We start from the raw sequence: 22,374 nt of genomic DNA, 5'->3' as shown, positions 1-22,374 counted from the left end.
GCCCACTAATTGACGGTGCGGTCCGCACATCCGGATGGCCGGGGCTCGCCGATAAGAATATTCAAGAAGAGGCGGGCGAGCCCTGTAAGAAACCGCTCACTCGACAATCCTCCATTGATACGAACCCGTACCATTGAGCTTTTGAGGCGTTTCGGGAACCCCATTGCGAAGAAAGCGGCCCCACGCTGAGCCGTGCGCCACGAACGATGAGCCGTCGAGGTCTTTTAGTTAGGGCAGCGTCAATGTGGAAGCCTGCCAGTCACTGCAGGCCTCCTCGTTGTATGCGATCATGGCCTCCATCAACGCTCTCGCGGGGGCAGGAAGCCTTTTACAGTCGATACGTCGGGCCACCGCAGCACAGTCTCGCCATCCACGCGCCTCAGCCGCAGTTCGTAGAACGCCGGAGATGCGCGCTCGCTCACCCGAAAGGCCATTAGTTTTCCACCGATCCTTGACACCGCCCTCTATAGCATCATTTGTTCGCAGGTGCAGCAATGGAGGCCAACATGACCCCAGCTCGCTTCAGCGAATGTCTTCTGCGTATCCGGTGGACGCCGATAAATCTGGCTAGCGCACTGCAGTGCGACCTTTCATGGATCGAAGCGCTGGAAGAAGGAAATTCTGTTGTACCACAGGCGCTCGCAGCATGGCTGGAAACTTTGGCCCAATGCCATGAGGCGGCCGGGGTGCCTATGTGCTTTCGCGGCGCGAGCATGATTAACATCAAGAACTTTTAGGCGCGTTCTGTGAGACCGCCGCCAGTTCCGACTAGATGTTCGCGGCCCTGTAGATCTCGAACGGCAGAATGTGCTGCGAGACCATCGGCGTTCTGTGCGTATCCAGAGCTTCGGCCATTGCCGGACAAGCGTGTCGCCAAGTTGCTTGGCAGGATGTGAGAGAACCCCCTTGATCACGCCGTCCGCAAGCCCGGCACGGGTCTCGTTCGTCAGCTCGTGAGCGACCACGATCAGGTTTTTGGCGACGAGACCGTCATCTGATGGATCACCACCAGATGAGCGAACGGCGGGCGTGTACGGAAACGCGAATGCGATCGGCGTTGCCACGATTCGATTTATCGTCGCCATCTGCTGTCTCCCTTTACTCTTTACGCTGAAAGCAGAACGCATGGCGGAATTCGAGAATACCGGCTCGGCGATCGGGTGAGGCTGAGAGGTACAACGCATGGTACGGCCTCAAGGCCTGGCAAAACGCGCGACGCATCCAGTTGTCGATGCTGTACGAACGATGCCTTCAATCCGAGATCGTGACTTAGGCCGCGCTCGTGAACCGCCGCATTCCACATCGCGGTGACTGGGCTCTGTTCGTCGATCCGGGCAATCATGAGAGCGTGTGTCGGCCGCACCACAACGGTCTGATCCGGCGCGAGGAGAAGCGCGGATATGCCATCGGATGCGACATCGATGGGCGATCAATCGAGCGTCAGCACCCTCGGAAGAGGGCCGGAGGGGGCAGTTGACGATCTCCCGCGGTTCAGCCTCCGTACCCGCGTCCCACGTGCGTACGCACCGCGAGCAAAATGGATTTTATCGGTGCACCCAACATGATTCGACCCTGTGACCGTTGGAGGCGGAGTACAATGAAGCAAGCCGAAAGTTCTGACTTAAGGCGCGTAAGCATTCTACGCAGAACTCCACCCTCAGCGAATCGTCCAAATGATACCTAGGCCGCGTTCCTGAGTTTGTTCTTGCCGAGCATCGCACGCACGAACTTATCCCATTTTGCCATACCGGCGCGCTTCTCTGGCATGTAGTTCCAGCGGTCGTAGTTCTTGGAGCTGACGTCCTGCAGGGCGTGGTTCTGAAGTCGGTCGCGGATCTCTTTGGAGACACCGGCTTTGCCGGCGAGCGTCTTGAACGTCCGGCGAAGGTCTCGGTTTGTGGCGTGCGGGATGACCCCTCGGTCGCGCTGGCGCCAGACGAAGCTGTAGAGCGTTCCATGGCTGACCGGGATTGACGGATCTTTGGCAGACGGGAAGAACCATCCGTATTCGTTCGGTTTGATCGACTCGATCAGCTCGGCCGCAAGCGATGGCACCGGAACGGCGTGCGGCTGCAGGTTCTTGGTCTTCGACCAGTCGATGATCCGCTCCTTTGCGTCCCACTGGTCAATATGCAGGCGGGCGATTTCCTCGACCCGCTGTCCTGTCAGCATGATGAGCTGCACCGCGCGCAGGTAGGAGGGATGAACCGGTGTGTCCGGGCATTCGAGCCAGCGATAGAGCCGCACGAACTCCTCCTCGCTGAGCCAGCGGGTGCCCTGGACCTTCGGCTCGGTTGGAATGCCTGCAGCTGGATTGTAGGGAATGCGGAAGCGGCGAGGGGAGGTGTTGCGATAGTCGTTGTCGGACTTCATTCCCCAGCTGTAGGCCGCATGAATGTAGCCTCGCACATGGTCCGCCATCGATCGGGCGCCACGCTCATAGATCGGCCGGATCAGTTCGACGATTTCTTCCGACTCGATCTCGCGGGCGAGGCGACTGCGCCCTAGCGTGTCGGCAATCTTGTTGAGACCCTTTTCCGTTTCTTTCCAGGATGGCTTGCCCGCGGCCTTCAGGGATGCGACATAGCCCTGGAAGAGATCGGCGACGGTACCGGGGCGGGTGTCGGTGGCAATCTTGATGCTGCGACCCTTCTGGATGACATCGGCGAAGTCGCGCTTGAAGATCTCACGCGCCTGGGCAAGGGACATCGAGGGATAGGCGCCGAGCTTCTTCTTGGTCCGCTTTCCATCACGCCACTGCTGAGCCATCCAGTCGGCGGTCACCCGCTTCGGCATTGGCTTGAGAACCAGGACCAGGCGACCGGTGCCGCGACCTTCGCCATCGGCGAGGTTCTCCTGCTTGCGGCTGCTCTCCACGCGCTTCAGCGCTTGCCGGATGCCGGCATCGGTAAGGCTCGACATCGCGTTTTCCCCTCGCGGCAACTGGGATCGGTCGAGGAAACAGGGATCGGCGCTCGGGATCTGGAGGCCGTCCGCTACCCCTTCAACAGCCCCAGTTTGCCAAAGCGGCACCCACTACGCAAGTGAATAAAAGCATGATGTTTCAATGTGCTTGAGTGTGATCCAGCGTGTTCGAAACGGGGGTAGTGGGGTGGTTATGGACGAGGATGATGGCCGTTGCAGACAGCTCAAGCGCCCGCCTGACCACCTCGCGCGGATAGACTGGTGTGTGATCGACCGTTCCTCGCCCCTGGATTTCGTCGGCGATCAGCGCGTTGCGCTTGTCGAGGAAGAGCACCCTGAATTGCTCTCGCGTTTCGTAGGCCATGGATGCATGGCAGTAGTCGATAACGGACGACCAGGACGCGAGTACCTGCTTGCCACGGATCTCGCTCTTCAGCATGCGGTGCGCGACCGTGGAGATCAGCTTGATGTCCAGCGCGACGGCTTCGCCCACGCCTTTGACCTCCTGCAGCAGCGACGCCGGTGCGCCGAAGACGCCGTTGAGTGTTCCGAACCGGTCGAGCAGGGCCTTTGCGATCGGTTTCGTGTCGCGCCGGGGGATCAGGCGGAAGAGCAGCAATTCCAGTATTTCGTAATCGGCAAGAGCCGTATCGCCGATCTCGCGGAAGCGTGCGCGCAGCCTGTCGCGATGGCCATGATAATGAGCCTCTCCGTTGGGCGTTGCCGGCACTGCGGTTGGCTTGCCGAGGGTTGAAGCCTTGGCCGGGCGCTCCGCGAAGAACAGCCTCTCATCCGCTTCCGGCCCAGGCCCGTTTGCACCCCTTGCAATGTCGTCGAACGGAAGCTCACCACTCTCCACATGCGTCACGGGGCGTTTCGCCATCGGCGGCCGGTCCTAAAGAGGGGGAAGGCCGGGGCGGTCGAGACCGCCCGGCGACAGCGTGAATATCTCGCAGCCTGTGGCCGTCACACCGACCGTGTGCTCATATTGAGCCGAGAGCGAGCGATCGCGCGTGACCGCCGTCCATCCATCGGCGAGAACCTTAACATGCGGGCGGCCGAGATTGATCATCGGCTCGATCGTGAAGATCATGCCCTCGCGCATCTCCGGCCCTTCATTGGCTCGGCCATAGTGGAGGATGTTCGGCGAGTCGTGGAAAAGTCGGCCGACGCCGTGGCCGCAGAAATCCCGGACCACGGAGCAACGCTCGTTTTCGGCAAAGGTCTGGATGGCCTCTCCGATCGCGCCGGTACGCGCGCCGGGCCGTACGGCCGCTACGCCGCGCATCAGCGCTTCATATGTCACTTCCAGCAGGCGCTCGGCAGCGCGCTTGACGGTTCCAACCGTATACATGCGGCTGGAGTCGCCATGCCAACCGTCGAGGACGTAGGTGACGTCGATATTGACGACATCGCCTTCGCGCAGCGGCTTGTCGTTCGGAATTCCGTGACAGACGACGTGGTTGATCGAGGTGCAGGAAGACTTGGTGTAGCCTCGATAATTCAGCGTCGCCGGATAGGCGCCGTGGTCCATGCCATATTCGAAGACGAAGCGGTCGATCGCGTCCGTTGGCAGGCCTGGCTTCACGATCGCCGCCAGTTCGTCGAGGCAGCGGGCGGTCAGCTGGCAGGCGCGTCGCATTCCTTCGAAGGCATCCGGCCCGTAGAGCCTGATGGCGCCCGTATTCTTCAAGGGCGCGGAAGATGCTTCGATGTAGTTCACCATGATGGAGCCTTAAGCGGAGATTGTCTTATCAGTACATAATGCAGCTATGCCGGGTTCGTCTATCGGGATAAGCCGCGAAGCTGCGATTTCGCGCGACGATACGCGGCATTTCAGGGCAAAAGCCTCGACGCCACGCTGCAACGCCCTCCTGAAGGCGGTCGCATAGACGGGGTCGAGATCACCAGAGATCCTGAAGCTCTCGCAGTCGTGCCGCTGGATGACGAAAAGCATCACCGCGCGATGGCCGGCCTCAGCCATGTCTCCAAGTTCTTCCAGATGCTTCGCCCCGCGCGCCGTTACCGTATCCGGAAATTCCGAGAGGCCGTTCTGCCGCATGAAATGGACGTTCTTGACCTCCACATAGGCATTGCCCCTTGCCGGATCAACCAGCAGGAGGTCGATGCGGGAGTTGCGTCCGTACTTCTGCTCCCTGCGCATCGTCGAATAGCCGGCGAGCGGCGGCACGAGCCCCGCCGCGATCGCTTCTGCCGCGATCCGATTGGGCATGGCTGTGTTGACGCCGACGACTGTGCCGTCGGCCTCGACCAGTTCGAGGACATGCCGATATTTGCGCGTGGGGCTCTCGTGGATGGACATCCAGATGCGTGAGCCGGGTACATTCAGGCCGCGCATCGATCCCGTATTCGGGCAAGAGCCTGTGATGATTTCGCCGGTTTCGAGCTCGGCGTCGAAGAGAAAGCGCTTGTAGCGCGCGATCAGGCGGCCAGGAACGAGAGGGGTTTCGAAGATCATCCAGCTACTGTTTTTCCGGGGTGGAGGGCCGACGGGATCTGCGGGTCAGGCGCGTTCCATGACGAAAGAGCCGGGCGCTTCCTCGATGGCATTGAGAGCTCCGCCGCCCGGCACGCGTGCCGGCACGCGCCTGCTGTCGTGGGATTCTATCCAGCCATGCCAATGTGGCCACCACGAACCCGGCGTTTCCGTGGCTTTTGCCATCCAGTCCTCGAAGGTGCCGCTCGACAAGGTCCCGGTCCAGTATTGGTACTTGTGCTTGTCGGGCGGATTGACGACGCCGGCAATGTGACCCGACCCGGTGACCACGAGGTCGACAGGGCCGCCGAACAGGCCGCTGCCCAGGAAGACCGATTTGGCCGGCGCGATATGGTCTTCACGGGTTGCGAGATTGTAGATCGGTATCTTGACGTCCTTGAGCGATATCGTCTTGCCGTCCAGCTCCATCTTTCCCTGGCTCAGTGTGTTCTTGAGATAGCAGTTGCGGAGATAGAAGGAATGGTTCGCAGCCGCCATCCGTGTGGAATCGGAGTTCCAGTACAGGAGGTCGAAGGGCAGGGGCTCTTGCCCCTTGAGGTAGTTGTTGACGAAATACGGCCAGATGAGTTCCGAAGCGCGCAGCATGTTGAAGGCGATGGCCATCTTCGAGCCGTCGAGATAGCCCGACACATTCATCTGCTTTTCCAATGCGTCGAGCTGATCCTCGTCTACGAAGACCTTGAGATCGCCCGCATAGGTGAAATCGACCTGCGTCGTGAAAAGCGTTGCCGTGCGGATGCGCCGGTCCTTCTCCTTCGCGTGGAGCGCAAGCGTTGCAGCGAGCAGCGTGCCGCCCACGCAATAGCCGATCGCATTGACTTCCTTCTCGCCGGTCGCTTTCTCGATCGTATCGAGGGCGAAGCCGATCCCTTCACGCGCATAGGCCGTCCAGTCCTTGGCCGCATGGCGGGCATCGGGATTGACCCATGAGATCACGAAGACCGTGTGTCCCTGGTCGACGCACCACTTGATGAAGGACTTCTGCGGGTTGAGATCCAGAATATAAAACTTGTTGATCCAGGGCGGGCAGATCAGCAATGGGCGCTTCAACACAGTTTCCGTCGTCGCATCGTACTGGATGATCTGGCAGATCTCGTCCTGCGCAATCACCTTGCCGGGTGTGAGCGCCATGTTCTTGCCGATCGCGAACTTCGTCATGTCCGTCTGGCGCAGCCTCAGGCCGCCGCCGCCGGCCACAATGTCCTCTGCCAGCATCTTCATGCCGCGCACCAGGTTCTCGCCGTTTGCTGCCACCGTTTCGCGATAGAGCTGCGGATTGGTGGCGATGAAGTTGGCAGGCGAAAGCGCAGCTGTGATCTGCTTCACGTAGAAAGACGCCTTGTGCTTCGTATGCTCGTCCAGTCCGTCGGTCTCGGCGACGAGCTTCTCGATCCAGCCGGTGGTGACCATATAGGCCTGTCGGAGGAAGTCGAAGAACGGGTTCTTGCGCCATTCCTCATCGGCAAAACGCTTGTCGCTCTTTGGCTCTTCGGTCGTTGGGATGGAATTGTCACCGCCCATCCTCTGCACGGTCTGCATCCAGATGCCGAAATAGCTTGAAAGCAGCTGCGTCTGCGCCTCCAGGGTGCGGCGCGGATCGGAAAGCCAGTATTCGGTAACCTTGGAAAGCGTCTTGACCATATCGGTCACCGGATCGGCGATCGTATCGGTGACTTCGCCGCGCTCCCGTGGGGCAATCCAGGCGGAAGCGGCCTTGCCAAGGCTCTCCAGCGCCCGCGCGAAGTTCATCGCCATCGCCTCGGGATCCTTGACGATATAGGGCTCGACCGATTTGGGGTCGAAGCCGGCGTAGTTGCCGCCCGCTTCGTTGCCTTCCTGCTTCTTGTCGGTCACACGCTTCCTCCGCTGAAGGCACTCTTTTTGTTTTCCGTTTGTACATCTTGCACGAAAAAGAATACAAGTCCCAGTGCGGGTGGGAACCCCTATTGCTTTGGCGTTGCGACAAATCTAACAGTCGCAATGCATCGGGTGAGGCGCGAGTCAGGCATGGTAACGGGCGGCAGCATCAAAGTGGCGAGACTGGATCGATTCGCGATGGCTTGCGTCGCCATGACGCTTGTCCTGAGCGGCTGTGCCTTCACACCTGAGGAGCGGGCAGCCCGTGCCGCGCATCGGGCGGCACCGACGGCCGTGGTAATGAATTCGCCGGACGCCGCAGCCAATCAGCCGCAGCACATAAAGTCCCCCGACGGATATCCTACATTTGCGGGTCCGCTGACGGCCGCCAATGTCCAGATGAGCGACGAGCAGGCGGCGAATCAGCAACAGCAGCTGAGCGCGCTCACTTCCGCCCGCCAGGCAGGAACGATAACCGAGGCCGAATACCAGAAGCGGGTCGAGGAAATGCGCAAGCTTGCTGCCGAACACGGCCCGGATGCGCTGTCGCAGATCAGCAGATAACCCTTGCGTTTCATGCGTTTTGGACGCAAAGCGTTCTTGATAAACGCAATGCATGCACATCTGGCCCGCTGAACCAGCAATTGTCGGTAATCCGTCAAAGATTTACCGCATCCCTCCGGCCAGATGACGACGGTGCCGCGATCTTGGAGTTCGTGTCGCGAGCCACCTGACGAGGACGAACTTCATCGCGGCTTGAATGGTCGCCTGTTCCACGGGGAATGAGATGGAAGAGTTTCACAAAGTCCGGCGTTTGCCGCCTTACGTTTTCGAACAGGTCAATCGTTTGAAAGCGAGCGCGCGAGCGGGCGGGGCCGATATCATCGATCTCGGCATGGGAAACCCGGACCTGCCCACCCCAAAGGCGATCGTGGACAAGCTGTGCGAAGTGGTCCAGGACCCACGCACGCATCGTTACTCGTCCTCCAAGGGCATTCCCGGCCTTCGCCGCGCGCAAGCGGCCTACTATGCTCGCCGTTTTGGCGTGAAGCTCAACCCGGATACGCAGGTCGTGGCGACCCTCGGCTCGAAGGAAGGCTTCGCCAACATGGCGCAGGCGATCACCGCGCCGGGCGACGTCATCCTCTGCCCGAATCCGACCTATCCGATCCACGCCTTCGGCTTCCTGATGGCGGGCGGCGTGATCCGCTCCATGTCGGTCGAGCCGGACGAGAGCTTCTTCCCGCCGCTCGAGCGCGCTGTGAAGCACTCGATCCCGAAGCCGCTGGCGCTGATCCTCAACTATCCGTCCAACCCCACGGCCTATGTCGCGACGCTCGACTTCTACAAGGACGTCGTCGCCTTCGCAAAGAAGCACGACATCATCGTGTTGTCCGATCTCGCCTATTCGGAGATCTACTTCAATGATGCGCCGCCGCCGTCCGTCCTGGAAGTGCCGGGCGCGATGGACGTGACGGTCGAGTTCACCTCGATGTCGAAGACCTTCTCCATGCCCGGCTGGCGCATGGGCTTTGCGGTCGGCAACGAGCGCCTCATTGCAGCACTGACGCGCGTCAAGTCCTACCTTGATTACGGTGCCTTCACGCCGATCCAGGTAGCAGCGACCCATGCGCTGAATGGCGACGGCTCGGATATCGCCGAGGTCCGCAGCATCTACAAGCGTCGCCGCGACGTCCTGGTCGACAGCTTCGGAAAGGCCGGCTTCGATGTGCCGCCGCCGGAGGCGACGATGTTTGCCTGGGCGAAGATCCCGGAGAAATTCCGCCATCTCGGCTCGCTCGAGTTTTCGAAGCTGCTGGTGGAAAAGGCGGATATCGCAGTTGCTCCCGGGATTGGCTTCGGCGAGCAGGGCGACGACTATGTGCGCATCGCGCTCGTCGAAAACGAGCATCGCATCCGTCAGGCTGCCCGCAATCTCAAGCGCTTCCTCTCGACGGCCGACGAGACCATGCACAACGTGATCTCGCTGAACGCCCACCGTTAACAGGGGCCGCCGGTTCACGGCTGCCCGTCACAGACATATTCAGGATTGAACATGGCAGATGCCCTTAGAATCGGCATTGCGGGCGTGGGCACCGTTGGTGCTTCGCTCGTCCGCATCATTCAGCAGCGTCAGGACGAGCTGATCGCGACTTGCGGCCGGCCGGTCGAGATCGTGGCCGTTTCGGCCCGCGACCGCAATAAGGACCGCGGTATCGACCTGAGCGGTATCGAATGGTTTGGCGGTCCGGTGGACCTTGCGCAGAAGGCCAATATCGATGTCTTCGTGGAGCTGATGGGCGGGGCGGAAGGCGCGGCCAACGCTTCCGTTAGGGCTGCGCTGGCACGTGGTCTCCACGTGGTGACAGCCAACAAGGCGCTGCTTGCCTATCATGGCGTCGAGCTTGCCGAGATCGCCGAGGAAAAGGGCGTTCTCCTGAACTTCGAGGCTGCGGTCGCCGGCGGCATTCCGGTGATCAAGGCGCTGCGCGAATCCCTGACCGGCAACACGGTCTCGCGCGTCTACGGCATCATGAACGGCACCTGCAACTACATCCTCACGAAGATGGAGAAGGAGGGCCTTTCCTTTTTGGAATGCCTGACGGAGGCTCAGCGACTGGGCTATGCGGAGGCCGACCCCGCATTCGACATCGAAGGCAATGACACTGCCCACAAGCTTGCCATCCTGACGACGCTCGCCTTCGGCAACAGAATTGCGGCCGACGATATCTATCTCGAGGGCATCACCAACATTTCTATCGAGGATATCCGCGCAGCTGCCGACCTCGGCTATCGGATCAAGCTCCTCGGCGTCGCGCAGCGCACCGATACGGGTATTGAGCAGCGCGTCCATCCGACGATGGTGCCGCTTGAATCCGTCATCGCCCAGGTGGACGGGGTCACCAATGCTGTAGCGATCGAATCTGACGTGCTCGGCGAACTCCTGATGGTTGGACCGGGCGCCGGGGGCAATGCTACTGCCTCGGCCGTGCTCGGTGACATAGCGGATATTGCCAAGAGCCGCCCGGGCGCGCAGCGCGTGCCTGTTCTCGGCCATCCGGCCAAGGCGCTCGAGCCCTACCGCAAGGCGCAGATACAAAGCCACGAGGGTGGTTACTTCATCCGCCTCACGGTTCTGGACCGCACCGGCGTCTTTGCCAGCATCGCAACGCGCATGGCGGAAAACAGGATCTCGCTCGAATCCATTGTCCAGCGATCGACGCATCACCTTTCGCCTTCGGACCACCAGACGATCATACTCGTGACCTATGCCACGATGGAGGACTCCGTTCGCAGGGCCGTTGCCTCCATCAAGGAGGAGGGCTATCTCGTTGGCGAACCGCAGGTCATCCGCATCGAGCGTCCCAAGGAAGATGGCTGACCGCCCATCGGCGGCGACTTTTGCGCCACACTTAGCCCGCCGCGCGCTTCGCCCGGCGGGCTTTTTTATTTTCTCACTTGTGGAAACCCTGAATCCTATATGAATACTTTCGAAAATATGATGTATGTCGGGAGCGGAGGAGAAATATGGGGGCAGTCCCGATACACTTTGTCGCAAAGCCCGGCAGGCCGTGGGCTGGCGACCGCGGAATTCGGGCCTGGATCGCCGAGCAGGATCCCGACGAAGGGTTCGAAGGCGATGAATATCACGCGCGGAACGGGGCAGTCGTCATAACCGTCTTTGCCGCCACGCTCGCGCATATGGTCGGCGGCAGCTTCTTCCTGTGGGCTATTCTCTGATCCGCCCGGAATGTTCCCGAACGGCCTCTGTTCTATTCGCCGCACTCCTGTAAAAGATCAGGCGGACAGGAGTGGATTGTCGCGGCATGACGACGGAACCGGCAGATCCCGTGCAGCGGGCATTTTTGGGCGTGGAACGGTCGGTTCTCGGCAACCGCTGGGTTTCGCGTCTCGATCAGGCCGGGCAGAACCGCGCGCTTGCCATGACCCAGCAGCATGGACTTCCAGACCTTATCTCCCGCGTACTTGCAGGGCGCGGCGTCGCCGCCGACGATGCGATCGCCTTCCTCGACCCGACGATCCGCAACCTCATGCCTGAACCCTATCTGCTGACCGATTGCGAGAAGGCGGTGTTACGCCTCGCGCGCGCCATCGGCAGGCGGGAGAAGGTGGTGATCTTCGGCGACTATGATGTCGACGGAGCGGCTTCCTCTGCCTTGCTCCACCGCTTCCTGTCCCATTTCGGCGTCGATGCCAGCATCTATATCCCGGATCGTATCTTCGAGGGCTATGGCCCGAACCCCGCCGCCATCAACCAGCTGATCGATGGCGGGGCACAGCTCATCGTGACAGTCGATTGCGGCTCGACCAGTCACGAATCCCTCGCGGCTGCGGCCGAGCGCAACGTCGATGTCGTCGTGATCGATCATCATCAGGTCGGCCACGAACTGCCGCCCTGCCATGCCCTGGTCAATCCAAATCGTGAGGACGATCTCTCTGGGCAGGGGCATCTATGTGCGGCCGGCGTCGTCTTCATTGTACTGGTGGCCGCCCTGAGAAAGCTCAGGCAGGACGGGGACAGGCGCGCTGCCAATCTCGACCTGCTCGCCTGGCTGGATATCGTGGCGCTCGCTACGGTCTGCGATGTCGTGCCGCTCAGGGGTCTGAACCGTGCCTACGTGGTGAAGGGACTGATCGCCGCGCGTCACTTCGGCAATGCCGGTCTGGCGGCGCTGTTCCGCAAGGCAGGGCTTGGCGGACCCGTGGCCCCCTATCATCTCGGCTTCCTGATCGGTCCACGCATTAATGCCGGCGGGCGCATCGGGGACGCCGCGCTCGGCAGCCGGTTGCTGACGCTGGACGATCAGGCTGAGGCCGAAACGATCGCGGAGCAGCTCGACAGTCTCAACCGGGACCGGCAGGCGATGGAGGCAGCCATGCTCGAGGAAGCCGAGGCCGAGGCGCTGGCGGAATATGGGGATGGCGAAGGGGCATCGGTGATCGTCACCGCGCGCGAGAAGTGGCATCCCGGCATCGTCGGCTTGATTGCAGCGCGATTGAAGGAGCGGTTCAGGCGTCCCGCCTTCGCGATCGCTTTCGACGCGTCCGGCAAGGGCACTGGCTCTGGCCGCTCCATTAATGGCTTCGACCTTGGCCGGATGGTGCGGGCTGCCGTGGATGAGGGATTACTCCTCAAGGGTGGTGGTCACGCGATGGCCGCCGGCCTCACGGTCGAGCGGGCCAATCTCGGACGGCTCAGGGCCTTCTTCACCGAGAGGGCGGAGAAGGCAGTGCAATCGCTTGTCGCCAACGAGACGCTGAAGATCGACGGCGCGCTCGGTGCGAGCGGCGCGACCGTCGAGCTCTTCGACCAGATGGAGACGGCAGGACCCTATGGTTCGGGCCATGCACAGCCGCTCTTTGCTATTCCTGCGCATCGGCTGCGCGATTCGCGGCCGGTCGGCCAGTCACACATTAAGATCACGCTTGAGGCAATGGACGGAACCCGCCTTGACGGCATCGCTTTCCGCGCCGCCCAGACGCCGCTTGGCGACCTCCTGCTGAACGGGAGGGGTTCTCAGCTTCATGTTGCCGGTTCGCTCAGCGCAGACCACTGGCAGGGGACGCGGCGGATACAGCTGCGTGTGACCGACGCGGCGGTAGCGCGCTGATAGTCGGCTGGCCTGGCCACTTACGCGACAATGATGGACAGGAGGGCCGCTTGGGCGGATAGTGAGTGGGACGGCCGCTTGGCCGCCATGCGGGCATTGACCACCGGAGGGAGGAGCAAGCGATGTCCGGGACCATACCCAGCACGAATGCCCAGTTGAAAGTGGCAATAGAAGTACCGGCGCAGGACGGGGCGAAGTTGAAGGCCCTGCTTCCTGAAGGTGCGTTCGTTTCCCAGCACGAAGTCATTCCCGATGTGCCAGGGCTTGGCCGCGCCAACGTGATCGGTGCCGTCGAGGTCACCGCTCTCATTTCGATCGTCTGGCTGGCGGAGCATATCTACGATCGTTATTTGCCGGCAAAAGCGTCGGGCGTGCTGCTCGATATCAGCGGCAAGGTGCCGAAGGTGATCGTTGTCGACGGCATTCCGCACGACTTCATCGTCGTTAAGGACGCCACAGGTAAGGCGACGGCGATTGCCAAGGCGGAAATCAAGAGTTCGAAACGGCTCTCCGAGCTCCTGGTCGACCTGCTGAAAGGCTTCATCGGAGGCTAGCATGGCCGCGCATTTCGACTACCTGACAGGTGTCGTCAGCGTCGCGACGCCCCTACCGACCGAGCTTGCCGACGATCTGATGCCGTTTTTTGAGGCGCCCAACGATCCGCGCTGGCGCGATGCGCTCAGCCGCACCCTCTATCATGAGACGCTGCACTTCTGGCAGCTTCTCTCTTCCGGCTATCTCGCCAATATCGCCGGTGAGGAATGGGCGCGGATGAAGTCGTTCGAGGAGACCGGCGCGGTTCCGCCAATCGGAGACATGTCGGCTCGCGTGCGGGAAGTCCCCGATGGTTTCCCCTTCGACGCCTTCCGGCTCATGGAAGGCTGGACGCGGTACTGGGACGTGCATACCGGGGGCGCAGCGGGAAGCCTGACAGGTCGTGCCGGCGAGGAGGGCTTCAGCAAGGATCCATATGGTGGCATAGCATTTGACCAGGTGGTCATGAGCGAGCCGGGGAGCGAGTATTACGGTGCGGTCTACCGCTGGATGTTCGAAATCACCAAGGGGGACAGCCGCTTCATCGTCCTGGTGTTCCCGATTCTCGCCTTTGCGGCATTCCAGACGCCGGATCCGGTCAGAATATTCTGTATCGCCTTTGAGCGCGCATGGAACTCCGACTTCATTCGCTCGGAGGTCCAGAAGAATCGGGCCGGGCTCGTCAACATCGATTGGTGCGTCCATTGGGGAGGGCCCCTGCGCCAGGCAGTCGACGATGCCAAGCGTGAAGTGCGCGATACCCGCTTCTCGAGCGGTTTCGACGTCATTCACCGCGGCCTGCTGGCCGATCACCCCGTCTACGCCGACTATCTTTCGCGCAGCCATGTGCTTGACGGTCGCATCAAGCTCCTCCCGGCTTTCGAGGATTGGCCACCGGCCCGGATGCAGCAGGTTTTCCGCAGCATGACGCTTGGACTGCCCGTGGCGCCCGGCGAAGGCGACGGGCTGCTGGAGCCGCTGATGATCTACAACGCGAAGGCTGATCACCGCATCGTCTTCGGACTGCCGGGACAGCCGACATTTCGCTGGCTGCTCGGAAAGGTGCTACCTCCACCACGTGTCCGCTTCAGCGACGCGGTGCGCGACGCCGACTACTCCACCCTCACCAAGCTTCAATATCTGAACGAAGGACGTTCGCCGGGCGACTATGGCGCTATGATGGACAATTGGGAGGCCCGCGCGGCGGCCTTCCAGAGCGCAGAGGCGGCAGTGCGTCTCGGATTGCCGCCGGACGCGTTTGCGCAACCGAAAGCGCCTTAGACTTGGCTATGCATGGATCTGTCCAAGGGAAGGGAAGTGGCACGCCCTAGGGGCGTGCCATTTTTGTTTGCTTTCAATGGCTTGGAAAAGTGAGTCACAAATGAAAATGCCCGGATTTCCGCCGGGAGTCACAAAATCACGTTCCGCTTTGTTCTCCCTGAACTTTCCCGCATGCGCATGTGGTGGCATATTTCGGCGCATGCCCGAGACTGCCGCCTCACAATTTCAATCGATGGTTCACGGCCTCTTGGCGACGACCGACGGATCGCTCCGCTCAATCGCCAAAGCCGCGGGCGTGCCCCCGGCGACGATCTCCCGCGCCAAATGCGGCGACGCCCATAATCCAAGTGCCGAGGTCTTCCATCGTGTCGAACGCCTGTGGACCGAGGCCGGAAAACCGGTTGTAAGATAGGCCGAGTGCTAGGCCAACGTGCACCCACAATGCTATGACCGACAAGGCAATAGCGGAGGGGTTCATGCGGTGTGTCGCCAATTTTGAGATAACGTCTGACGTCTCGGTGGTCACCGACGACCTTGTGCTGACGATCAAGGATCCGCGGGGGGCGTTCGAGGCGCGGATCAGGAACATCCCGCGTTCCGAGTACACGACGCCCTTCCTGCTTTCCCTCCACCTCTACTTTGAAGCGCCAAGCCTGACGGAGGCCAGCGACGTTGCCGATGAACTGCTGGCAACCTGCCTGAACATGCTGGCCTTTACCGTGGGCTCCAGTTTCCGGAAGCACAGGATCCGGCAGATCGTGGACGCTGAACCTGCGCAGGGAGCGATGCGGGACGTCCACTTGTGGAGCGAAGTCATTGAGCACGATGATCCGCAACCCTTCCTGCGGCCAAAGCATGCCAGCTCGATTGAGCGGTTGTTGGAGTTCGACGTTCCGCCGGCTATCCGGCGCGCGCTCCGCTGGTACAGGCTAGGCATCCACGCGGATTCGCCGGATGACCAGTTTACCTATTTCTGGTTCGCGCTCGAAATTGTTGCCGAGTTTCAGAAGCCGACCGAGAAGGTTCACGACAAATGCCCCCGCTGCAAGTCGGCGCTCTACTGCGAGACATGCGGAGAGCACCCCGAGCACAAGCCCTATGCGAAGCAGGCCATCCGGGCGTTGATGATGGCGGCAGACGAGAAGTGTGATGAAGCGACCGTTAGCTTGCTCGACAAGACCCGCAACAGCCTTATGCACGGATCAACACTCAGAGAAATTGAGAGCACGCTACCCGATCCGCACGAAAGCGTTGTCGACATCTTGGGTAAACTCCTCTTCAACGCCCTCGTCAGGCAGTTCCCGAAGGAGTTGATTAACGGCGCATACATGGGCCTGCCTTCGACTTATCTGCACTACAACGTCAATGCCTACGGCCATCTCCAGACCGTTGTGCCAGTGGATCAGGAGGGGTTTTTCGATCTCAATTTTAGCGGGTTCAAGATGACGATGGTGCCGCCCGGGCCACCTCAGAGCGCCTTGCCGTCACAGATCAGGATGACGCCCGAGCAGTATGAGCGGCTACGCACGCTCAGCTTCTCACCCGGCGACCATCAAGAAATGCTCAAGCGCATCCGAGTCCAGGAGCATGGGGGCTATGTTTACGGGCTTGTGATGGCAACTGACATGTTGCGAATCCGGCAGGCCGTGGAAAAGAAGGAAGGGGGGGCATGGCAGGACCTTTTCCGCGAGATTTTCCAACCCGTCGGCCAGAACGCCGAAGAGACCCCAGAGTCCGCTGATCCCGAGTAGAAACGGTCGGCCAACGAAAACCGGGTTAATACATAACCCGGTTTGAAGGCGGGCATACAAGGCTATACGCTTCACGGTTTGCGCGCCGCACGTTCGCGAGCGAGATCGCCGAGGGTGCCGACGGCGAGCGGGATCTATTCGCCATTCAGAAAGCAATGGGACACAAGAGCCCGAACACGACGATCATTTATTTGAACGATCTCGACGCCGATCCAATGGCGTTCCGTGCCGTCAAGGCGGCGACCAAGCGGGCCGCACAGGTCAAGCGCCTGAGAGCTGCCGACAAGGCGAATAAGTGAGTCACGAATTAATTCGTGCATCGCGTTTGTAAGCTATTGATTTTATTGAAAAGTGGCACGCCCTAGGGGAGTCGAACCCCTCTTCCCAGAATGAAAATCTGGTGTCCTAACCGATAGACGAAGGGCGCCTGCGCTTCGTGTGGCGCCCTTATAGTCAGGCGATTTCACTGCCGCAAGCGCTAAATCGGCCTGATCCCGGATTTTTCTTGGAGCAGTGACAGAGGTCCTGTGGAAAACGGAAAGTCGACATGCCGCCCAAGGCTTTGCGCAACGATCTTCGATGCTTAGCGCAGGCAGATATCACGCGCCTGAGAGACTGCGGCCGGTCGACCGCACGATGCAGTGGTACGCCCTAGGGGAATCGAACCCCTCTTTACAGAATGAGAATCTGTTGTCCTAACCGATAGACGAAGGGCGCATGACCGCGACCGATTGAATCGGAAACCACCAAAGCTTTACCAAGAGAGTATAATGCAATTTGCAAGTAAATGGCACGCCCTAGGGGAGTCGAACCCCTCTTCCCAGAATGAAAATCTGGTGTCCTAACCGATAGACGAAGGGCGCCTGCGCTTCGTGTGGCGCCCTTATAGTCAGGGGAAGAAATTCCCGCAAGCGCGAAGTTCGATTTTCTTCAAAAAAATGACAAAGACGTGCATCTGCTGTCACGAAGCAGATTTATGAGTTATATTCAACAACTTAGATGGTCTGTTGATAGAGGCGCGGCCTTGCTTAACGCAACGTGATGTGTGGCGGACGGCGCGGGGCTACCCGCAACCGGTGCGGACCTAGACGCCTCGTCCCGCTGATTGCCCGGCAAATGGTGAGCGGCAGGCGCGGTTCCAATCACGGGCGGTGCCCGTATCGAGATGGATAGCCTCCGTATTGCAATAGGTACCTACACCGCCGCGGCCCGGCAGGCTTCGAATATAGGAGGCGAGGTCCCATTTCGACACGCCGTCCATGCGGATGTCGGCTGCGTCGCAGGATTTATGAAGAGATTCGTCTGCGCCGCCGACGGCACGGTTATGGTTCTCGTCGCGATAGCCCGATGTGACCACGACCGCCCTGCCGAAATGCGCTTCGGCATTCTTTATCATCGCGAGCAGGCCGGGCTTGAAGCAGCTGACCTGCACCTCGTCCGTCTGCATATGCAGGCCCTTCGGGGCAACGCGCGTAACCCCGGGGAGGGAAGCTTTCTGGAGCAGTCCCGCAAGGAAGTTCGTCCGCGCTGGCCGCGGCGCGCTGTACAGGGCTGTCATTGCCCCGCCGGAAAGGCGCGAGCTATTGCCACCTGTGGGCTCGGCTGCGGCTTGCGGACCAGGGGAAGGACTGTTCGGGGATGGCGGCGGCGGCGCAGCTTTCTGTCCTGCCGGCGAAGAAGGAGGATAAGTGGTGCTGTAGACGCTGCTCGAGGTCGGATTGATTCGCGCCGGCGAAGCCGCCTGAGGTGCGATCGCGCCGGTGGCAGCGCCGCTCCCATCGGCAGCGACCGCCGGACCCGGAGTGGAAAAGATGCTCATGGCCTGAGCGTTGACGCCGGTCGGCTGCATGGCAAGGCCGGCAATGCTCGCTGGCGCCGTCGCCGCGGAACCAGGCAGAGGCGGGGTTGTCTGGGCTGTTTGCTGTGGAGCGGTTCCGGCGACATTGGTAACGAGGGGGTCGCGGTATCCCTTTGCGGATCCGTCGGCCGCAACGGCCCGCGACGTCTCCTGTACGGAAGTGGTATCCGATGCCGCCGGTGCTGCTTCGTCGGGGCCCTTGCCGGTCGACACGCAGCCGCCCAGCAGCATCAGCGATGCCCCGATCAACAGGGCACCGGCAAGAGAGAGCGGCTTGGGCAACGTCAGCAAACGATCGATCTCCGGGGGATGCCTGGCGCCAAATCATCTGCGCCAAGCTTGAAGTCGACCGACATTGCCCGAGCGAATCTGCCGCCGGCAAGTGCGAATGGGCCTGGTGGCCCGCAATTCGCATATCCGGCAAGCTACGCGAAAGCCTCGCTTTACCAGGCGCCCGTATTGGGCATGGAGACCCAGGGTTCTGCCGGCGCCAGGCTCGAGCCTTTCTGCAGGATCTCGATCGAAATCCCGTCCGGTGAGCGCACGAAGGCCATGTTGCCGTCGCGGGGAGGACGGTTGATGGTGATGCCGCTATCCATCAGATGCCGGCAGATTGCGTAGATGTCATCCACCTCATAGGCTAGGTGACCGAAATTGCGTCCGCCTGTATAATCCTCTGTATCCCAGTTGTAGGTCAGCTCGAGGCACGGTGCCTTTTCGTTCCTGGCGGCCTCCAGATCGTCACGGGCTGCAAGGAAAACGAGGGTGTAGCGGCCCTTTTCGTTTTCGTGGCGGCGGATTTCCGTGAGGCCGAAGAGCGTGGTGTAGAAATGAAGCGAAGCGTCCAGATCTTTGACCCGGACCATAGTGTGCAAATAACGCATTTTGTTTCCTCTCTATGTTGTGACGGCCTCGCAATGAGAGGACGTCAGGTTCAGGCAAGACATCGCGCTATAATCGGCAACTGGAAATATTCGAAAACTGGGACTTGCGCTTTTCCATTACCAAGATGTTAATCTTGATCGCAAGAATCAGTTAACCGTAACAGTGTGACGCGTAATCGAAGGGCTGACGAAATGGCTGACAGGATTTCACCTAAGGAATTCAGCGGGCTGGGAGAGCTGTCGGGCGATGCCGTCGACCTTATCGAGATTACCGGCGTCGTAAAGTGGTTCGATGTCGCAAAGGGATTTGGGTTCATTGTTCCGGACAACGGCATGCAGGACGTGCTCTTGCATGTAACATGCCTGCGTCGGGACGGCTATCAAACGATTCTTGAAGGGACCCGCATCGTCGCCCTCGTGCAGCGTCGGGAGCGCGGGTACCAGGCATTCAAGATCCTGTCGATGGACCAGTCCACTGCCGTTCATCCCTCGCAGCTGCCGCCGGTCCGGACCCATGTGCAGGTGACGCCCACCAGCGGCTTGGAGCGGGCCCTCGTAAAGTGGTTCAACCGAACCAAGGGCTTCGGCTTCCTGACGCGCGGTGAGGGCACCGAGGACATCTTTGTCCATATGGAGACGCTGCGCCGCTTCGGCCTGACGGAATTGCGCCCGGGCCAGGTCGTGCTGGTTCGATTTGGCCACGGCGAGAAGGGTCTGATGGCAGCGGAAGTCCATCCCGACGTACCAAGCCCCGCCAATCGGTCGCACTGATGCGCGTCGTCGCTCGTCCGAACATTCTGATGAGCGCCATTGCGGCGCTTTTTTTCTTGGTGGCGCATGCGGTCGTCGCCGAGGAAGCGATGCAGTTCGCCAGGGAGCCGCTTGCGATCGAGACGGTAGACGGTCGAAACCTGCCGTTCACGGTCGAGATCGCCGCCACCCCGGACCAGCGGGCGCACGGATTGATGTTCCGCAAGAGCATGCCTGCCGACGCCGGCATGCTCTTTGCCTTCGGCGCTCCCCGCCCCGTCACGATGTGGATGGAAAACACACCGCTGCCCCTCGACATGCTTTTCATCGACAGCGCCGGGATCATCCGGCACATCCATGCGAATGCCGAACCCTTCTCGCGGGCGATCATCGATTCGCGTGGAGCGGTCGAGTTTGTGATCGAACTGAACGGCGGGACGGCAGCCAAGCTCGGGATCAAGCCCGGAGACCATGTCAAAAGCGCGACGATTGAGAGAGACACCGCGCAATAGCGCCCTCCGCGGCGCCTCACGATCTTTGCCACGCAAGCTCAAAGGTGCCTCTGGCGCCAGCATGAACGCCAATACCCGCGTGGAAGCCATCAGTTCTATTCGCTTGGACGTGAAGCATCGGAGGCGTATTATCTGTTCGGTGTCGCATCGGACGGGAGGGGACCGTGCGCACGCTCCCAATGCTACTGCTTGTCATTCTTTGTCATGTCGGCGGCGCGCATGCGGCGGACGTCGACGTGGCGATCGTATTTGCCATCGACACCTCGGCCTCGGTCGACCCGGTCACTGCGAAGCTGCAGCGCGAGGGCCACGCCACGGCACTCTCCGAGCCTGAGGTGATCGCCGCTATCTCGTCGGGCCTCAATAGATGTGTTGCCGTAGCCTATCTCGAATGGGCGGGGCCCGGACAGACGAAGATAATTCTGCCCTGGACGCCGATATGCGATCTCGCGGGTGGGCTTGCCGTGGCGAACGCGATTCGCAGCCACGGCAGCGACGGTGACCACTGTCCCGGCTATTGCAGCACATCCATATCTCTTGCCCTCGAGGCGAGTGGGGCGCTTCTCGATGCGTTTGCGGGCACCACGACGCGGCGGGTCATCGATATTTCGTCAAACGGCAAGAACAACGACGGGCCGCCACTCGAGGAGAGCCGGGCGAGGGCTCTGGCGGGCGGCAGCACCACGATCAATGCCATCATCATCCCGCAGCTGAGGAAGGGCGTGGCCTATCACCTTGTGGATTATTTCAGCACCAACGTGATCGGCGGCCCGGGCGCCTTCGTCGTGGAGCCCAGTGTCCCGGAGGATTATAGTTCGGCAATTCAGCGAAAGCTTGTGCGGGAGATCAGCCAGGCTGGGGAATTGCCGCCGGCCGACGGGAATGTTCCGCGCATGCCATGACCAGCTTAGCCGCCGATATGCGCATCACGAGAAGTGAGCTTTTGCTTTTTCATAGCACCGGGGCCCACCTCGGCTCCCTAACGATGCGGGCAGTTCTCAGGACCCGTCAAGAGGCGTTCCGTCCTTGCGGACAAACCGGCCATCGGCATTGGAGCTCATCATATCGATGTCTGAGCAGGTAGTAATGTCGGAGGGCGAGCGGCTGCCGACCTCCAGGTAGATTGCCGTCGACGCCGATCTGTTGATCATGTGGTGGCCGTTGCCCGTACCTTTGGGAAACGCCGCACAGTCACCGGCACGCAAGACGGTTTCCCCGTCGTCTTCGATGAGCGTCAGCTCTCCTTCGAGCACATAGACGAATTCGTCCTCGGCCGTATGCCAGTGGCGCTGGCTCGACCAGTTCCCCGGCGGCAAGTGCATGAGATTAACACCGAAATCAGCGAGACCACCTGCATCGCCCAGTCTCTGCCGCTCTCGTTCGGCGCAAGGCTTATCGAAAGGCTTCGGATAGCCCGAACCGTTGATTTTCGGCACAGCAGCAACGTCAATTCTGGGCATCGCGGTCTCCTTGGGAGCAAGCCTCGCTTTGGACGTTGGTCCGTCGTCTATGTAGCACAATTCGAGGTGCAGCCGTCATGGCGGTGGACGTAGCTGACAGGTTGCTACCTCGGCACCGGCAGGACTTGGCAATGATGCCGCCGGCCGGAAAGTCCATGTTGCCATGAGGAGTCGTCGTGAGAGATAGGGGTGGTCGCCCTTGAGGTCAGTCCACACTTCTGTGAGCAGAAACCAGGCAGATTTAACGCGGACTTTGAGTTGGGCGACGATCCACAGCGGGGATTTGGCGAAATATTGGTGCCTGGCGACCCCTGCAGGATTCGAACCTGCGACAACCTGCTTAGAAGGCAGGTGCTCTATCCAACTGAGCTAAGGGGCCATCTCGGCAATCCACCGCGTGCCGGATCCCCG

General features: G+C 60.7%; 20 protein-coding genes, 4 tRNA genes and 1 pseudogene. 13 read left to right on the top strand and 12 right to left on the bottom strand.

The window, feature by feature from the left end; genetic code table 11:
* Positions 1 to 506: 506 nt before the first annotated feature.
* Positions 507 to 737, top strand: a complete 231-nt coding sequence (locus tag EV286_RS10050; protein ID WP_132956867.1) for a hypothetical protein — start codon at positions 507 to 509, stop codon at positions 735 to 737.
* 943 nt (positions 738 to 1,680) lie between these two features.
* Here the strand turns inward: EV286_RS10050 and EV286_RS10040 are convergent.
* The 5 genes and pseudogenes from EV286_RS10040 to phaC all read right to left on the bottom strand — a co-directional run bounded on the left by EV286_RS10040 (position 1,681) and on the right by phaC (position 7,297).
* Complete coding sequence (locus EV286_RS10040) at positions 1,681 to 2,922, bottom strand: site-specific integrase (protein WP_132956866.1); 1,242 nt, start codon at positions 2,920 to 2,922, stop codon at positions 1,681 to 1,683.
* A gap of 184 nt (positions 2,923 to 3,106) precedes the next feature.
* A pseudogene (gene radC / locus EV286_RS10035) lies at positions 3,107 to 3,808 on the bottom strand (DNA repair protein RadC); the annotation flags it as partial.
* Between the two features lie 12 nt (positions 3,809 to 3,820).
* Positions 3,821 to 4,651, bottom strand: a complete 831-nt coding sequence (gene map, locus EV286_RS10030; protein WP_132956864.1) for a type I methionyl aminopeptidase — start codon at positions 4,649 to 4,651, stop codon at positions 3,821 to 3,823.
* A gap of 9 nt (positions 4,652 to 4,660) precedes the next feature.
* Positions 4,661 to 5,404 (bottom strand): DNA/RNA nuclease SfsA, encoded by a 744-nt coding sequence (gene sfsA, locus EV286_RS10025; protein WP_132956863.1) that lies wholly within the window; start codon positions 5,402 to 5,404, stop codon positions 4,661 to 4,663.
* A gap of 45 nt (positions 5,405 to 5,449) precedes the next feature.
* A complete protein-coding gene (gene phaC, locus EV286_RS10020; RefSeq protein WP_132956862.1) occupies positions 5,450 to 7,297 on the bottom strand; it encodes a class I poly(R)-hydroxyalkanoic acid synthase in 1,848 nt (615 codons plus the stop codon).
* A gap of 201 nt (positions 7,298 to 7,498) precedes the next feature.
* Between phaC and EV286_RS10015 the strand changes: the two genes are divergently transcribed.
* The 9 genes from EV286_RS10015 to EV286_RS31920 all read left to right on the top strand — a co-directional run bounded on the left by EV286_RS10015 (position 7,499) and on the right by EV286_RS31920 (position 16,798).
* A complete protein-coding gene (locus EV286_RS10015; protein WP_245500660.1) occupies positions 7,499 to 7,864 on the top strand; it encodes a hypothetical protein in 366 nt (121 codons plus the stop codon).
* 223 nt (positions 7,865 to 8,087) lie between these two features.
* Positions 8,088 to 9,305, top strand: a complete 1,218-nt coding sequence (locus EV286_RS10010) for an LL-diaminopimelate aminotransferase (protein ID WP_132956860.1) — start codon at positions 8,088 to 8,090, stop codon at positions 9,303 to 9,305.
* Between the two features lie 51 nt (positions 9,306 to 9,356).
* Complete coding sequence (locus tag EV286_RS10005; protein ID WP_132956859.1) at positions 9,357 to 10,682, top strand: homoserine dehydrogenase; 1,326 nt, start codon at positions 9,357 to 9,359, stop codon at positions 10,680 to 10,682.
* A 146-nt stretch (positions 10,683 to 10,828) separates the two neighbouring features.
* A complete protein-coding gene (locus EV286_RS10000; RefSeq protein WP_132956858.1) occupies positions 10,829 to 11,041 on the top strand; it encodes a hypothetical protein in 213 nt (70 codons plus the stop codon).
* Between the two features lie 86 nt (positions 11,042 to 11,127).
* Complete coding sequence (recJ, locus tag EV286_RS09995; protein ID WP_132956857.1) at positions 11,128 to 12,933, top strand: single-stranded-DNA-specific exonuclease RecJ; 1,806 nt, start codon at positions 11,128 to 11,130, stop codon at positions 12,931 to 12,933.
* Between the two features lie 122 nt (positions 12,934 to 13,055).
* Positions 13,056 to 13,487: a hypothetical protein gene (locus EV286_RS09990; RefSeq protein WP_132956856.1), complete on the top strand. Its 432-nt coding sequence runs from the start codon at positions 13,056 to 13,058 to the stop codon at positions 13,485 to 13,487.
* Position 13,488: 1 nt separating this feature from the next.
* Positions 13,489 to 14,748: a hypothetical protein gene (locus EV286_RS09985; RefSeq protein ID WP_132956855.1), complete on the top strand. Its 1,260-nt coding sequence runs from the start codon at positions 13,489 to 13,491 to the stop codon at positions 14,746 to 14,748.
* A gap of 476 nt (positions 14,749 to 15,224) precedes the next feature.
* Positions 15,225 to 16,499 carry a methylamine utilization protein MauJ gene (mauJ, locus tag EV286_RS09980; protein ID WP_132956854.1) on the top strand — a complete coding sequence of 425 codons (1,275 nt, stop codon included), beginning with the start codon at positions 15,225 to 15,227 and terminating at the stop codon, positions 16,497 to 16,499.
* Between the two features lie 155 nt (positions 16,500 to 16,654).
* A complete protein-coding gene (locus EV286_RS31920) occupies positions 16,655 to 16,798 on the top strand; it encodes a hypothetical protein (protein WP_165932814.1) in 144 nt (47 codons plus the stop codon).
* A 53-nt stretch (positions 16,799 to 16,851) separates the two neighbouring features.
* Here EV286_RS31920 and EV286_RS09975 read toward each other — a convergent pair.
* The 5 genes from EV286_RS09975 to gloA all read right to left on the bottom strand — a co-directional run bounded on the left by EV286_RS09975 (position 16,852) and on the right by gloA (position 19,241).
* Positions 16,852 to 16,926, bottom strand: a tRNA-Glu gene (locus EV286_RS09975).
* A 215-nt stretch (positions 16,927 to 17,141) separates the two neighbouring features.
* Positions 17,142 to 17,216: transfer RNA gene (locus EV286_RS09970), tRNA-Glu, on the bottom strand.
* A 71-nt stretch (positions 17,217 to 17,287) separates the two neighbouring features.
* Positions 17,288 to 17,362 (bottom strand) — tRNA-Glu (locus EV286_RS09965).
* A 221-nt stretch (positions 17,363 to 17,583) separates the two neighbouring features.
* Positions 17,584 to 18,648 (bottom strand): D-Ala-D-Ala carboxypeptidase family metallohydrolase, encoded by a 1,065-nt coding sequence (locus EV286_RS09960; protein WP_348633533.1) that lies wholly within the window; start codon positions 18,646 to 18,648, stop codon positions 17,584 to 17,586.
* 152 nt (positions 18,649 to 18,800) lie between these two features.
* Positions 18,801 to 19,241, bottom strand: a complete 441-nt coding sequence (gene gloA, locus EV286_RS09955; protein WP_132956853.1) for a lactoylglutathione lyase — start codon at positions 19,239 to 19,241, stop codon at positions 18,801 to 18,803.
* Positions 19,242 to 19,433: 192 nt separating this feature from the next.
* Here gloA and EV286_RS09950 point away from each other — a divergent pair, with 192 nt between their 5' ends.
* From EV286_RS09950 to EV286_RS09940, 3 genes are all read left to right on the top strand, one after another.
* Positions 19,434 to 20,012 (top strand): cold-shock protein, encoded by a 579-nt coding sequence (locus EV286_RS09950; protein WP_132956852.1) that lies wholly within the window; start codon positions 19,434 to 19,436, stop codon positions 20,010 to 20,012.
* Complete coding sequence (locus tag EV286_RS09945; RefSeq protein ID WP_132956851.1) at positions 20,012 to 20,503, top strand: DUF192 domain-containing protein; 492 nt, start codon at positions 20,012 to 20,014, stop codon at positions 20,501 to 20,503. Before EV286_RS09950 ends, EV286_RS09945 begins: the two co-directional genes overlap by 1 nt.
* Before the next feature lie 164 nt (positions 20,504 to 20,667).
* Positions 20,668 to 21,405 carry a DUF1194 domain-containing protein gene (locus EV286_RS09940; protein WP_245500659.1) on the top strand — a complete coding sequence of 246 codons (738 nt, stop codon included), beginning with the start codon at positions 20,668 to 20,670 and terminating at the stop codon, positions 21,403 to 21,405.
* 96 nt (positions 21,406 to 21,501) lie between these two features.
* Here the strand turns inward: EV286_RS09940 and EV286_RS09935 are convergent, their stop codons facing one another.
* Both EV286_RS09935 and EV286_RS09930 read right to left on the bottom strand, forming a co-directional pair.
* Positions 21,502 to 21,963 (bottom strand): cupin domain-containing protein, encoded by a 462-nt coding sequence (locus tag EV286_RS09935; RefSeq protein WP_132956850.1) that lies wholly within the window; start codon positions 21,961 to 21,963, stop codon positions 21,502 to 21,504.
* A 302-nt stretch (positions 21,964 to 22,265) separates the two neighbouring features.
* Positions 22,266 to 22,342: transfer RNA gene (locus EV286_RS09930), tRNA-Arg, on the bottom strand.
* Positions 22,343 to 22,374: the final 32 nt, after the last annotated feature.

This window comes from Rhizobium sp. BK251 (genome assembly GCF_004345245.1).
Classification (GTDB): domain Bacteria; phylum Pseudomonadota; class Alphaproteobacteria; order Rhizobiales; family Rhizobiaceae; genus Rhizobium.
Note: the sequence above shows the minus strand (reverse complement) of the source record. Positions and strands in the feature narration are given on the sequence as shown.